Consider the following 14,702-nt stretch of genomic DNA (forward strand, 5'->3'; position numbering starts at 1 on the left):
TACCCTTTGGTTTTTGTTGTACCTAACCAAAGGGTTTTCATGAAGTTGTCGATACTCTCAGTGCTTGTGAGCACCTCATTGTTTAACCATCAAGCTTTCGCTAATAATGAGCTAGAACATATTACAACGACCGCCTCGCGCAGCGAAGTGTTGGCAGATCCTTTGCCTGTTGTGGTCAGCAGTATTTCACAAAAGCAACTGGCGCTTATCGCTCCTACCCATATTGAACAAGCCCTTAAGCAAGTGGCCGGTGCTAATCTTCAACACGGTAATGGCCAGGAGTATTTACCCGCTTTACGTTCACCTGTACTTTCTGGCGCAGGTGCCTGCGGTGGCTTACTTACTGCTGAAGATGGTATTCCACTTCGCGCAGCTGGTTTTTGCAACATCAATGAGTTATTCGAAGCTCACACTGAAATGGCTGAACGTATCGAAGTACTGAAAGGCCCGGGCTCTGCCCTTTATGGTTCAAATGCAGTGCATGGTGTAGTCAACGTGATCACGCCAGATACAACCTATGACCACAACCAACTTGGTTTTGATTACGGCTCGTTTGGCTACACTCGCTACAAACTTGGTACGGGCCGTGACTTTGGCCAGCAAGGTTTAGGCATTAATGCCACGATCACCCGAGATACGGGTTATCGTGATGACGAAAGTGTTGATCAAGAAAAGCTATCACTGCGTCACCGTTTTGATGGCGAAAAACTAAGTGTAAATACAGGCCTGACTTACACCCATTTAGATCAACAAACGGCTGGCTACATCGAAGGCTTTGAAAGCTATAAGGATGAGCAAATAACTCAGTCTAATTTTGATCCTGATGCATTTCGTAAAGCTCGCTCTTTGCGTGTTTGGTCCAAGCTAAATTGGACACAAGATGAGGCTAACAGCTTTACCCTAACGCCTTATATCCGCGATCAAAACATGACCTTCTTTAAGCACTTTTTACCGGGTACTCCCCTTGAAGAAAATGCTCAGCAAGGTGTTGGCCTTCAATCAAGCTGGCAGCATAAGTTAACAGGCTCTAGCCTCTTAACAGTTGGCTTTGATGGTGAGCTTACGGATGCTGATTTTTTACAATATCAGGATAGCCCAACTGAAGGCTCAGCGTTTTTAGTCGCCACCGTGCCACAAGGCAAACATTATGATTATCAAGTAACAAGCACCCTATTAGCACCGTTTGTGAATCTTGATTGGCAACTTGATGAGTTACTCATCAGCCTTGGTGGTCGATACGAGCGTATGCGTTATGACTACGACAACCATATGTTGGCTGGTCGCACAAAAGAAGATGGTACAGCATGCGCAATGGGCGGATGCCGCTATTCTCGACCAGGCAGCGGCGAAAATCGCTTTACTAACTTTTCGCCTAAGCTTGGTTTAAGCTATCAATATGCTGAAAACCAGTTTATATATGCCAATGCTTCAGAAGGTTATCGAGCACCGCAAGCGGCAGAGCTTTATCAGTTACAACGCGAACAAAATGTCGCAGATCTTAAATCTGAAACAGCTAAAAACCTAGAGCTTGGTTTAAAAGGCCAACAAGCTAAGCTGCATTATGTAGTTAGTATTTATGCAATGAACAAAAAGAACACGATTTTCCGCGACAGTGATTTTTATTACGTCAATGATGGCCAAACCCAGCACCGTGGTGTTGAGCTAGAGTTAGCTTATGCCATTACGCCAAGCTTATCGATGCAGTTAGCCGCGAGCCACGCCAAGCATACATACAGTTATGACCAATTACTCAGTGGGGTTAATATCAATGGCAACCTCATTGATACTGCACCGCGTAACATCGCTAACTTACAACTACTTTGGCAAGCAAACGACATCACGCGTGTTGGGCTTGAGCTACATACCACCAGCAGCTACTTTACTGATCCTGAAAACCAGCATAGCTACGAAGGTCACTCATTAGTAAACTTAAGAGCGGCGTGGCAGCTATCAGCTAACTTTACTGTGACTGCACGTATAAACAATTTAACCGACGAACGTTATGCAGAGCGCGCTGACTACACAACATTTAGTGGCGATCGCTACTTTCCGGGTAGACCGCGCAACGCCATGTTATCAGCAAGTTATCAGTTTTAAATAACCGCATTATTTGGTGAGCTATCTCATAGTTCACCCACGCTGTTTAGTGTTTTGGTATGATAAATGTACCTATTGCTATAGTTCCTAAACAGCGTGTCATCTTCTCAAAATCTAATTCGTAACCTTCTTTTAGTGCTGGGCATTTTTCTTATTGCAGCCAGTTTGCGAGCCCCTATCACTGGTATTGCTCCAGTACTTGAACAGATCATTGATCAATTTAAGTTAAATGCATCACAAGCAGGCATGTTGACGACTTTACCTTTAATTGCATTTGCTATTGCTTCACCTATGGCAGCAAGCCTTGCTAAAAAATGTGGCCTTGAAGTATCACTTTTCATTGCCCTTGTATTAATAGGCATAGGGGTTGTCTCTCGTGTTATTGATTCTGCCACCGTATTATTTATTGGCACTGCAGTGATTGGTGTCGGTATCGCGATTGGTAATGTGTTATTGCCAAGCCTGATAAAACGAGACTTTCCACACAAAGTGGCAGTAATGACGTCTAGTTATGTTTTGGCAATGGGCATATTTGGTGGCAGCTATTCAGCACTCATCATTCCGCTGGCTGAGTATAAAGAACTTGGTTGGCAATTGGCGCTTGCCAGTTATGCCTTATTGGTTGTGCTAGCTATTGTGGTGTGGTTACCACAACTTAAGCAACATACCATGCCAAAACAGGCATCCGTTTCAAACAGTACACAAAGCAAAATTTGGCACTCTGCACTTGCTTGGCAAATTACGTTATTGCTCGGCTTTAACTCATTTTTCACTTATATCATGCTAGGTTGGCTACCTAGCATTTTAATAGAAGGCGGCCACAGTGCGCAGCACGCGGGTGCTTTGCAAGGCGCCTTTCAAGTAGCCTCAGCGCTACCAGGTATTGTGCTTATTCCACTACTTGCCAAATTAAAAGATCAACGCATCTTAACCCTAAGCTTGGCATTACTTGGCGCGCTTTGTTCTGTTGGATTATTAGTTGCGCCTAGCTTTGCGATGCTTTGGTCAGTCACCTTAGGTTTTTGCTCAGGTGCCTGTTTTATATTGGGCTTATCATTTGTAAGCCTGCGCACTCATGACTCAATGCAAGCTGCAGCGTTATCGGGTATGGCACAATGTATCGGGTATTTATTGGCTGCAACAGGCCCTATTATTGCGGGCGCCTTACATAGTTATTTTAATAACTGGGCAGGAGCACTTTGGCTGTGTATTGCATCTAGCCTGTTGTGTGCTTTATTTGGTTACTTAAGCGGCCGAAATATCACCATCGACCAACAAGAGAAATAAAACCGCAGCTACTTAGGTGCGGTTTCAAAGGCACTCATATTACTTAGGTTATCTAGCCAAGGTTTATATGAGCGATACCAAATATGCGCTTTTGGAATAAGCTCATCAGCTTGCTCTACGGCGCCAATACGTAAGCCATAAATACGCTCGCCAGCTCCTACAGAAGTCGCGTACAAGGCTGTACCACAGTTACCACAAAACCCTTGCGCACGCTGATTACCACTCTCGGCAATTTTTATATATTCTTTTGGCTCAGCACCTGTAAAAGTAACCCCATCAGGCACAGACACAACAACAGTACGAAATGGCGCACCCGAGATAATTTGACAGTCAGTGCAGTGACAGTTAATCACTTTATTTTCATCCACTTCTGCGTGATAAGTTACCTCACCACAATGACAACGACCAGTGACCTTCATATTAAACTCCTTGTTGAGATGATTGCCCTTTTACAGGGTAATGATTAGCCTGTTTTAAGCTTTGTAAGTCATTAAAACGTACCCCGTGCTGGGCCATAATAGGACGTATTTTTTTGCTGATCAATTGTCTAATGTAAAAGGGCTGATTCGGCACAAAATGATGGATTGTATGGGTTCGGCCAAAATCAAAACAAAATAGCTGAAACGGTAAAAACCAGCGGCTGGTGATCACATGTGTTTGCTCAAGCAAATTATTTACACCGCCATAGTAATGCATTGAAGATGTCACTAAGTTAAGAGAACTAGAACGAATAATATTAGGCACGATAAGTACCACCATTAAAAACTCTGCCATCGCCAATAACTCAGCTCCCCAATCTGGCAATGTAAATGGCTGCAAAAACTGCACAGCGTAATAAGCAATTACCCCATAAAGAATCGCAAAATATGCGGTTGCAATCGGAAAGCCCGCATTAAATACCCGTAAAAACTTAAAACCGCTAATTTCTTTACTAAATCGCTTGGTATTAACTAGCAAACCTAGCAAGCCATCAGTGATGACCAAGGCTCTCAAAAATGGCGATTTAATGCCATTGCCCACCAAACGCTCTTCTAAGTCTTGCGACGTGCCAGATACTTTATGGTGATGTAAATGAATCTTTCTGCGATACCAAGGATTAACCGTATTTGGCCGCATAAGCCACACGGTTAACATCATAAAGTTATGTATAAAAGGACGATTACTAAAGTACTGCTTGTGGATAAGGTCATGCTCAAGCTCATGCGATACCGAGGTAATAAAGGCAACCAGAATGATACACAGCCACGAGGGAATAACCGCTAAGTAATAAAGTGTTGCAACACCGATTAGTGAGCACAACGACACCAGCAGAATAAACATCGCAAGTGTATTTTGCTGGTTGAGTATAGGGAAACGCGCTCTAAGCGACTGCTCTTCGGCCTTAATGGCTGTAACAATCGCCTTTATGTTTTGCTTTGCGGTTAATTCTGACATCACAAGCTTTGCTAACTGTTTGATGTCAAAATCATACAGTAATTACCTACTGCTCTCGAGAAAATTGCGTTAAAAATGGAATTACATCATTTGCTGGCAATGGTTTAGAAAAGTAATAGCCTTGTATATAGTCACAACCGGCTTCGGTTAGCACAGCCAATTGCTCGCGCTCTTCAACCCCTTCAGCAACGACTTTAATACCCAAAACACGACTCATTTGGATAATCGATTTAACCAGCGCTTCGTCGCCTAAATCAACATGTACTTCATCAATAAATGACTTATCAAGTTTAAGTACATCAACCGGAAAACGACGCAAGTAGCTAAGAGACGAATAACCCGTACCAAAATCATCTAGCGAAATTAAACACCCAGCTTGCTTCAACTGCGTAAGCACGTCTAGGTGGTTGGTATTTTCTGGCGCTAAAACACTCTCGGTTAATTCAAATGAAATTTGCGATGGCTTAACCCCTTGGCTTTTAATGGTTTCAAGCCATGCATTACGCTCTGGATTAAACTCAGTAAACTCAAATAAAGAACGGTTTACGTTAAAAACTAAGTTTTCATATCCTTGTGCTTCTAACGCTTTTATTTGCTGACAGGTTTTAATCAACACAAGCTCACCGAGAGGAATAATCACCCGCGACTCTTCTGCAAGCGGAATAAACTCGGCAGGTGATACCCATTGTCCTTGGTTGTTCCAACGCACTAAACTTTCGAATTTAGCGACCGTGTTATTTTCAATATCAATAATAGGTTGAAAATACACTTCAATATCGTTGTTCTTCACGGCTTGTGTAAGCTGCTCAACCAGTAAGTTGTGCTTTTTAACCTTGTTATCCATCTCTTTGCAGAAAAACAGATATTCATCGCCTGTTTGTTTTGCATTTAAGGTGGCAAGCTCAGCTTGGCGAACTAAGCGACGGGCTATTTTTTCGATTTTTTCTTGTGAAGTCGCCGTTCCAGTTTGCTCAAATTGACTAATGCCCAGCGTAACTGAAACCTGCTGACTAATGCCGCCTATAGAAACAGGCTCAACAAGTAACGCGGTAATTTGCTTGCAAACATGCTCAAGTTCACTGACATGCTGATAAGTTTGTAAGATAGCAAAACTATCACCATCGATACGCGAAAAAGCAGATTCTTTGAAGCTACCGTCGAGGCGTTCTGCAAGCTCACATAAAACCTTATCACCAAAGGTTAAGCCATAAACGGTATTGATATCTTGAAACTTATCAACATCAAAGTAGATCACGGCTAGGTTAGTATTTGCATCGTCTTGGTACGACAAAGACGATATTAGCTTGCACAAATACTCTTTAAAGTAAAAACGGTTAGTTAAGCCGGTAAGTTGGTCGTGGTTTGCGTGAAAATAAATTTTCTCCTCGGCTTCTTTTTTCTCGGTGATATCCAAAATAAACGCCACATAGCAATCTTCACCATTATTTTGCATTTTGGTTATCGATAAAAACTGCGTGTACAACTTACCTTGTTTGGTTTTATTGGTGATTTCACCAGACCACTTTCCCTCAGTATTAATTTGGTGCCACATTGCTTTATAAAAATGCGGGTCATACTTGTTTGAGCTTAAAATTTTTGGATTTTGCCCTAAGACTTCATCCAACGAATAACCCGTCATTTTAGTAAATGCGGTATTCGCGTAGGTAATATGTACATTGTGGTCGCAAATAAAAATCGCTTCGTGACTTTGCTCAATCAGTTGGTTTGAGAAATCTAATTTAGCAATAAAACGGTCTTTTTCGATTTCACGCTGGATAAGGCCAGTAAAGAGCGAAAAGAACGATTCAATCTGTAGTGCATCGCCTATTTCATGCTGAAATAGCGCGACAAGGATAGTATCGGTTTTGCCCGAAATACTTTGTAGTGGAACACCCACATAGGCTTCGATGCCCATATCGACAAGTAGCTGATCATGTGGGAATAGCTGCTGAACACCCGAGCTGTAACTTGAAATACAGCCACAACTAACATCATTACATGGCGTACTACGAATATCGTAGCTGATATTTTCAATGATTTCGTCATGCGCAGCCAAAGCGATGGTCGTCGCATGCAAAGTTGACTCATCAACTTGAGCTAAAAAAACATGAGAAGCACCAAGCACTTCTGATAAAGACAGGCATATTGCATTATAAAAGTTCTCACTTTTAAGATTTGAAATGCTTTCAACAATACGCTTTAAGTCGTATGTACCCACGCTAAGCTACCTTACCCGATAATGTGCACTAAGTGATTGACTTCACTTATACTTAAGGCCACAAATTGTATTATAAGATGTATTCAAACACCATCGTACTCTAGTCTTAAATGATTAATTTTCAACCAAATAAACACACATTTTTCAGGGTTATTTGTAGATTAAGCATAGTTTGAACTTGACCGCTTATAAATAGAACAAAAGTTGCTTTAATAGAGCCTGAATTGGTACTTAGATTTGAGTTATAGGTGTTAGGCTCTGGGTGCTAGGTGCTAGGTGCTAGGTGCTAGGTGCTAGGTGCTAGGTGCTAGGTGCTAGGTGCTAGGCAAAATGTACCCGTAGGAATGGCTTTAGTCATGAATTATGTTTTTCAGCATTGCTGGTTCGGTTTTCTTGGTTCGGCAGTAAACTGCCTCCTACAATGCTTTTACGAATTGAATTGCTGAGGATGGTTTCAAAACACAATAACCGCACCGTTCGGCTAAAAACTGATAGCTGATAGCTGAACTTTTAATTAACTCTGAATATAGAATTGAGTTGTAGGCTTTAGGTGCTAGGAAAATGTACCCGTAGGAATGGCTTTAGCCATGAATTATATTTTTCAGCATTGCTGGTTCGGCAGTAAACTACCTCCTACAATGCTTTTACGAATTAAATTGCTAAGGGTGGTTTCAAAACCCAACAACCGCACCGCTCTAGCTAAAAACTGACAGCTGATAGCTGATGGCTGGGGTTTTTCAGGCATAAAAAAAACCCAGCAAATCTGCTGGGGTCATAAAAGTGGTACCAGTAGGCGGACTTTTACTTATTCCAGTGTCACGCCCTGCGTGGCGCTCAAGTCCGCTAACTACTATTTTCAGGCATAAAAAAACCCTAACCAATTGGCTAGGGTTAAAAAGTGGTACCAGTAGGCGGACTTTTACTTATTCCAGTGCCACGCCCTGCGTGGCGCTCAAGTCCGCTAACTACTTTTTTCAGGCATAAAAAAACCCTAACCAATTGGCTAGGGTTCAAAAGTGGTACCAGTAGGCGGACTTGAACCGCCACGCCCGAAGGCAACGGATTTTGAATCCGTCATGTCTACCAATTCCATCATACTGGCTTCATTTTTCTTTAACCTTCTAAACACGAGAAGATAAAGAAAAACCACTTTAGAGCAAGAGCTTTTTTAATTGCTTTTGTCTCTATGCCAAGCATTATACAAAGAATGGGTAAGGCGGCAAGCGTTTTGTGCGGCGCCAGTGCTCAACCGCACAATAATTAAACAAGTTGTTAACTTTAGAGTTTTGGCATCATTCGCGAAACAATCGCCTGACAATCGATATCATGACTCAGGCAGCCGTACTGACTAAACCCTGCACCACTTAAACGACTTTTTACAAACGCATCGGCAATAAGTGACTCGCCAAATTGTAATAGTGTTGCTGCTTGCCAAAGTAGCGCGAGCTTCTCAATTATGCGCCGAGCATGCATTTCGAGGTTTGCAGTATCTGTAAGCATACCTTTAAGCTCATCGAGTTTTATCGCAAAATCAGGGTGCAAACTGCGCGCTTTTTCAAGCTCATTAATAAGCACCTCAAGTGATTCTGGTTCACGGCTAAACACGCGTAAAAGATCAAGGCATTGCACATTACCAGAGCCTTCCCAGATAGAGTTTACCGGTGCTTCTTTATAAAGTCGGCTGGTAATGTTGTCTTGAACATAACCCACACCACCAATACATTCCATAGCCTCATAAGTGTGCTGCACTGCCCGCTTACAGATCCAATATTTACCGATTGCTGTGGCACTGCGTATTAATGCCACCTCATTACTATTATCTTGTTTATCAAGGGCATGGGCAATACGCATTGAAATGGCGAGTGCAGCTTCGGCCTCGATAGCTAAATCAGCCAATACATTGAGCATGAGCGGCTGTTGATGCAAGTTTTTACCAAATACACTGCGCCCAGATGTATGCCAAATTGCTTCTTTTATTGCTTGTAACATCAGCGAGCTTGAACCCAACATGCAGTCATAACGGGTTAAAGCAACCATTTGAATAATAGTGGCAATGCCTCGCCCCGGCTCACCGAGTAACCAACCATGTGCACCTCTAAATTCAATTTCAGAACTCGCATTTGATTGATTCCCCAATTTACTTTTTAAGCGCTGAATATACATGGCATTTTTCTCGCCAGATTCGAGCCAGCGCGGCACTAAAAAGCAAGATAACTGCTTGTCATCTGTATTAGCGAGTACCAAAAAGGCGTCGCTCATAGGCGCTGAGCAAAACCATTTGTGGCCGGTTAAAGCATATAATTGCCCTGCACCACTTTCATTGATGGCGTCTGCTTTGGTGGTGTTCGCCCGAACATCAGAGCCGCCTTGTTTTTCGGTCATCGCCATACCTATGGTGACACCTTTTTTCTCGGTCCAAGGCTTATTATCTGAATCGTAATGATTTGCCAGTATTTTAGGTAGCCACATAGCCGCTACATTTTCTTGACTCGCAATGGCAGGCACACTGGCAAAGGTCATGGTTAATGGGCAGCCGGAGCCCGGATCAGCATGATTGTGCAGCACCGCCATAACGGCTCTTACAACATGGCTACCGGCTTTTTGTTGCTGCCAAGGCAATGCGCAGTGCCCTTGCTCTATAGCGTGCTGCATTAGCTGATGGTAACTTGGATGATAGTCAACTTGGTCTATGCGCTCGCCAAAGCGGCTGTGAGTGGTTAATTCTGGTAAGTGTTTGTTTGCTAAAAACCCTGCTTGCAGTAATGCTCCACCCACTTGCTCCCCAAACGCTGTTAAGTGCGCAGTTCCCCATTGTCCTGTAAAACGATTTTGCCAATATTGAAGTACCGTGTCGGCCTCATAGGTGTTGTAGTTTTCAAGTGGTTTGGGTTGATTAAATACTTGGTGGGTTTCGCTTTGAGAAACGGCCATAATTGTGTGCTCATTTTTTATTATTTTCTCAACTATAGCAGGTCAGACCTGTTTGTCGACTTGCTAAACAGCCGTTAAGTATTTCTTGTTTGCGAAGGACTTTGCTAAACTACTGCGCAATTTAATTGGACGAGATTGTTTATGTCAGCTGAGTTTCCACGTGCCGGTTTCTGGCGCCGCTTTGCCTCTTTAATCTACGATACCTTGGTTATCATTGCCTTTGCGATGCTGACAACCGTACTGTATTTGTTAGCTGTTCAAGGGCTAATTTCTTTAGACTTACTAAGTATTGGTGACGCTGAAGATGTATCTGCTTTCATTCAAAATTCACCATTATTGTATGGCATTCGTAGTGTGTTATTGGTGATAGTGAGTGTTAGTTTCTTTAGCTATTTTTGGGCTAAGAGCGGTCAAACTATTGGTATGCGTGCATGGCGTTTAAAGGTGCAAACTCTCGATGGTCATTTAATTAGCTGGCATCAAGGCGCACTTAGAGCCATTACTGCACTATTAGGTTTAGGTAACTTAGTGGTGTTGGTCGATTTTAAAAATAAGCGTGCCTTGCAAGATTACATCGCAAAAACTGAAGTGATCACCCTCACCAAAGAAGAAAATAAACGTATTTATCGCTCACTTGATTAAGTGATTAAGCTACACATCAAGCACAAAAAAGCGTGGCTCAACCCACGCTTTTTTTATGCTTTTTAAACGAGCATTACACTCGTTTATTCAATAAATAAGTCGCAAAGCCAATAAACAGCAGGCTTGGTAATACGGCACCAACCACAGCTGGAATTTGGTAAACCATCACCACAGGACCAAATATCTCATTGGTTAAGTGGAAAGTAATACCGGTTATAACACCCATGATGATACGTGCGCCCATAGTTACTGTGCGAAGCGGGCCGAATATAAACGATAAAGCAACTAACAACATAACGGCGATAGATACTGGCTGCATGATCTTACGCCAAAGCGCTAGCTCATAAGTGCTGGTGTCTTGCTCATTTTGCTGCAAATAACCTAAATATGACCAAAGCCCAGTAAACGACAGCGCTTCGGGCTTAACCGACACCACTCCTAATTTTTCGGCGGTCAGCTGCGAGTCGTAAAACTCTTCTTTATGCTGCTCAGTATTGATCTGCTCTGGCGTGATCATTACTTTATTTACATCACGAAGTAACCAACCATCTTTACGGTTTATTGCCTCTTCTGCCTTGGTAATTTGAGTAAGTTGTAACGATTTATCAAAGTGATACATATGCACGCCACGTAAAGTGCCTTGCTGATCGACATCTTCAATATTAATGAAGTTGCTACCATCTTTCGCCCACACACCTTGCTTAGCATTAAATACATCACCACCATAAATCGCTTGGTTACGTATTTCTTTTGCTTTGAGCTGTGCTTCTGGGGCACCCCATTCACCTAGCGCCATCATACAAATCGCCATAAACATCGCGGTTTTCATGACTGATGCAATAATTTGCAGGCGTGACATACCCGCCGCTTGCATAACGACCAGCTCACTGTTTGAGGCCAATGCACCTAAACCTGTTAAGCCACCAATCAAGGCTGCCATTGGGAAGAAGATAACTAAATCACCCGGCATGCTATACAGGGTGTAAATCAGCGCAGTTGCAATATCATAGCTACCACGGCCAACTGATTTTAACTGCTCAATAAACTTAATGAGGGTACTAATACCTACCAGCACCATTAATGCAAAACCGGTGGTTTGAATTATGCTGCGACCTAAATACCAGTCGAGTGTTTTCATCATGCGTTTAACTCCCGCTTAGTCACAACTGCCTTTAACCATGCGCCGAGCGGACGACCTTTAATAATCAAGAAACCACCAATAAACAAGGCTGATAAATGGATCCACCATAAGCCAATTGAAGGTGGAATTTTACCATCTTCAACAGCAAACTTAGCTGCATTCAATAAAATGAAGTACCCTAAATACAAGCTGATTGCAGGCACTAATTTAGCGAATTTACCTTGGCGCGGATTCACCACACTCAGAGGTACTGCAAGTAAAGTTAATAATGGAATTGAAAGCGGAATAGCTAAACGCCACTGCCACTGCGCAATAGCTTCAGAGGTTTTCATTTTGAATAAATCAAACGTTGGTATAGCTTCTAATTTACGACGCTGGTGCTCAATTTCTTGATCTTGAATTTGTACACTGTAACCATCGAACTCTGTTAGGTTTAACGCAGCAGACTCGCCATCTGTTTCGTAGCGCTTACCATCGTTAAGAACAAGTTGCTGCTCACCGTTATCTTGCTCAATCACCACACCACGCTCTGCATACACTAAACGGGCTAAGTCACCTTTTTCACGATCTGGTAGCTGTGCAACAAATACCTTGTGTAGCTCTTTTCCGCTATTTTCAATATTGTGAATAAAAACAACCGCTTTTTCGTTACCCGTTTGCTGAAAACGCCCTGCACGTAGTGCCGATAAGCCGGCATCAGCTTTGGCTTGCTCTTTTAATTGATATTCTTGCTCACTGGCCCATGGCGCAACATAAAGAGTAAGCGCACCGGCTAAAATAGCCATCGCAGTACTTGAGATAAGGGTTACCCGAACCACATACCACTCACTGACACCACAGGCTTTGAAAACTGTCATTTCGCTGTCTGCATAAATGCGACTGTAGGCCAAAATAATCCCTAAGAAAATACTCAAAGGTAAGATAAGTGAAGCAAGTTGAGGAAGTTTTAGTGCAATCATCGAAAGCACAAGTTTAGCTGGAAGACCCCCTTCTGAGGCGTCTCCTAAAATAACAACAAACTTTTGAGACACAAAAATAGTCATCAAAGTTAAAAATACGGCGACCTGCGACTTGAAGACTTCAGTGGTCAAATAACGAAAAATTAGCAATGCTCGCCCCTGTTAAACATCGAGTTTCACTGGAATAGTAAGGAATTTTGAGTAAACTAGTTATTTTACTCACTTTATTATATGCCATCAAAGTTAAATATCATACCTAGCAAGAACATATAATCTTGCATAAATGGTGCAGATGGCGTCTATTATGTGATATTGATATTCACATTAAGATAAAGTTCAAAAACACATAAATAGAGTCATAGTTTATGTACTAAGATTAGTGCTATTAAACTAAAAAATGTAAGAAAGGACTCGAAAAAGAATTTCTTACCCTTATAAACTAAGGTTATACGACTCAATATCAGGAGTAACAATGGAATTTAGCGTAAAAAGTGGTAGTCCAGAAAAGCAACGTAGCGCATGTATTGTAGTAGGCGTTTATGAGCCACGTCGTTTATCCCCCATTGGTGAACAATTAGATAAAATCAGTGACGGTTATATCTCAAACTTACTACGCCGTGGTGACCTTGAAGGTAAACCTGGCCAAGTATTGCTATTGCATCATGTACCTAATGTACTGAGCGAGCGTGTACTACTAGTAGGTTGTGGTAAAGAGCGTGAGCTTGATGACAAACAATATAAACAAATCATCTCAAAAACGATTAACACGCTAAACGAAACAGGTTCGATGGAAGCGGTATGCTTTTTAACTGAGCAACACGTTAAAAGCCGTGACACTTATTGGAAAGTACGCCAAGCAGTTGAAACAACTCAAGACTGCTTGTACACCTTCAATCAACTGAAAAGCAAAAAGAGCGACCCACGTCGCCCACTACGTAAAATTGTTTTCAACGTACCAACGCGTCGCGAGTTAACCATTGGCGAAAGTGCAATTGAGCATGGCTTAGCCATCGCTGCAGGTAGCAAGTTATGTAAAGATGTTGCCAACATGCCGCCAAATATCTGTAACCCTGCTTATTTAGGTGAGCAAGCTCAAGAAATTGCTGATAACTTCGATAATGTAAGCGTTGATATTATCGGCGAAGAAAAAATGGCAGAACTGGGCATGAATTCATACCTAGCAGTTGGCCGTGGTAGTGCTAATGAATCGGTTATGTCAGTGATCAACTATCAAGGTGGCGACAAAGACCAAGCGCCAATCGTGTTAGTGGGTAAAGGCTTAACCTTTGACTCAGGTGGTATTTCGATCAAACCAGGCGAGGCCATGGATGAAATGAAATACGACATGGGTGGTGCAGCAGGTGTTATTGGTACTATGCGCGCTTTAGTGCAAATGCAATTACCAATTAACGTTGTCGGTGTTTTAGCGGGTTGTGAAAACATGCCAGGCTCAAACGCTTATCGCCCGGGTGATATCTTAACAACTATGTCGGGGCAAACAGTAGAAGTGTTAAATACCGACGCTGAAGGCCGTTTAGTACTGTGTGATGCACTCACTTATGTTGAGCGCTTTGAACCTGATACCGTTGTCGACGTAGCAACACTGACTGGTGCGTGTATTATCGCGCTGGGTTCACATGCCACAGGTTTACTATCAAACCACAACCCACTGGCCCATGACCTACTAAAAGCGTCTGAGCAAAGTGGCGACCGCGCATGGCAGTTACCTTTATGGGATGACTATCAAGAGCAACTTGAAAGCCCATTCGCTGATTTCACCAACTTAGGTGGCCGTGCCGCAGGCACCATTACAGCGGCATGCTTCTTATCTAAATTCACCAAAAAATATAACTGGGCGCATTTGGATATCGCAGGTACGGCATGGCGCAGCGGTGGTAAAAACAAAGGTGCAACCGGTCGTCCGGTACCTATGTTGACTCAGTATTTACTAAACCGCGCAGGCGTGAGTGAAGCAAGTCACGATTAAGCCTTA

At 42.6% G+C, this 14,702-nt stretch carries 10 protein-coding genes and 1 tRNA gene; 4 read left to right on the forward strand and 7 right to left on the reverse strand.

Going from position 1 to position 14,702, the window contains the following annotated elements:
• Positions 1–39 precede the first annotated feature (39 nt).
• The gene (locus AADY36_RS13480) at positions 40–2,097 is read left to right on the forward strand and encodes a TonB-dependent receptor (RefSeq protein WP_342409086.1); all 2,058 of its coding nucleotides are present in this window, start codon (positions 40–42) and stop codon (positions 2,095–2,097) included.
• Positions 2,098–2,193: 96 nt separating this feature from the next.
• Positions 2,194–3,384 carry an MFS transporter gene (locus AADY36_RS13485; RefSeq protein ID WP_055021204.1) on the forward strand — a complete coding sequence of 397 codons (1,191 nt, stop codon included), beginning with the start codon at positions 2,194–2,196 and terminating at the stop codon, positions 3,382–3,384.
• Between the two features lie 8 nt (positions 3,385–3,392).
• Here AADY36_RS13485 and AADY36_RS13490 read toward each other — a convergent pair whose 3' ends face one another.
• From AADY36_RS13490 to AADY36_RS13510, 5 genes are all read right to left on the reverse strand, one after another.
• Positions 3,393–3,803, reverse strand: a complete 411-nt coding sequence (locus AADY36_RS13490) for a GFA family protein (RefSeq protein ID WP_055021203.1) — start codon at positions 3,801–3,803, stop codon at positions 3,393–3,395.
• Position 3,804: 1 nt separating this feature from the next.
• On the reverse strand, positions 3,805–4,818 hold the full coding sequence (locus tag AADY36_RS13495; protein WP_054562710.1) for a fatty acid desaturase: 1,014 nt from the start codon (positions 4,816–4,818) through the stop codon (positions 3,805–3,807).
• 46 nt (positions 4,819–4,864) lie between these two features.
• A complete protein-coding gene (locus AADY36_RS13500; RefSeq protein WP_342409087.1) occupies positions 4,865–7,036 on the reverse strand; it encodes a putative bifunctional diguanylate cyclase/phosphodiesterase in 2,172 nt (723 codons plus the stop codon).
• A 1,017-nt stretch (positions 7,037–8,053) separates the two neighbouring features.
• Positions 8,054–8,138 (reverse strand) — tRNA-Leu (locus AADY36_RS13505).
• 176 nt (positions 8,139–8,314) lie between these two features.
• The gene (locus AADY36_RS13510; RefSeq protein ID WP_342409088.1) at positions 8,315–9,967 is read right to left on the reverse strand and encodes an acyl-CoA dehydrogenase family protein; all 1,653 of its coding nucleotides are present in this window, start codon (positions 9,965–9,967) and stop codon (positions 8,315–8,317) included.
• A gap of 141 nt (positions 9,968–10,108) precedes the next feature.
• Here AADY36_RS13510 and AADY36_RS13515 point away from each other — a divergent pair, with 141 nt between their 5' ends.
• Positions 10,109–10,609: an RDD family protein gene (locus AADY36_RS13515; RefSeq protein WP_054562713.1), complete on the forward strand. Its 501-nt coding sequence runs from the start codon at positions 10,109–10,111 to the stop codon at positions 10,607–10,609.
• A gap of 73 nt (positions 10,610–10,682) precedes the next feature.
• Here AADY36_RS13515 and lptG read toward each other — a convergent pair whose 3' ends face one another.
• The gene (gene lptG, locus AADY36_RS13520; RefSeq protein WP_055197694.1) at positions 10,683–11,750 is read right to left on the reverse strand and encodes an LPS export ABC transporter permease LptG; all 1,068 of its coding nucleotides are present in this window, start codon (positions 11,748–11,750) and stop codon (positions 10,683–10,685) included.
• A complete protein-coding gene (lptF, locus tag AADY36_RS13525) occupies positions 11,747–12,859 on the reverse strand; it encodes an LPS export ABC transporter permease LptF (protein WP_054562715.1) in 1,113 nt (370 codons plus the stop codon). The genes lptG and lptF overlap by 4 nt, the downstream gene beginning before the upstream one ends.
• Positions 12,860–13,181: 322 nt before the next feature.
• Here lptF and pepA point away from each other — a divergent pair, with 322 nt between their 5' ends.
• Positions 13,182–14,696 (forward strand): leucyl aminopeptidase, encoded by a 1,515-nt coding sequence (gene pepA, locus AADY36_RS13530; protein WP_054552638.1) that lies wholly within the window; start codon positions 13,182–13,184, stop codon positions 14,694–14,696.
• The last annotated feature ends 6 nt before the right edge of the window (positions 14,697–14,702 follow it).

The organism is Pseudoalteromonas sp. D15MCD-2 (genome assembly GCF_038562745.1).
Lineage (GTDB): Bacteria > Pseudomonadota > Gammaproteobacteria > Enterobacterales > Alteromonadaceae > Pseudoalteromonas.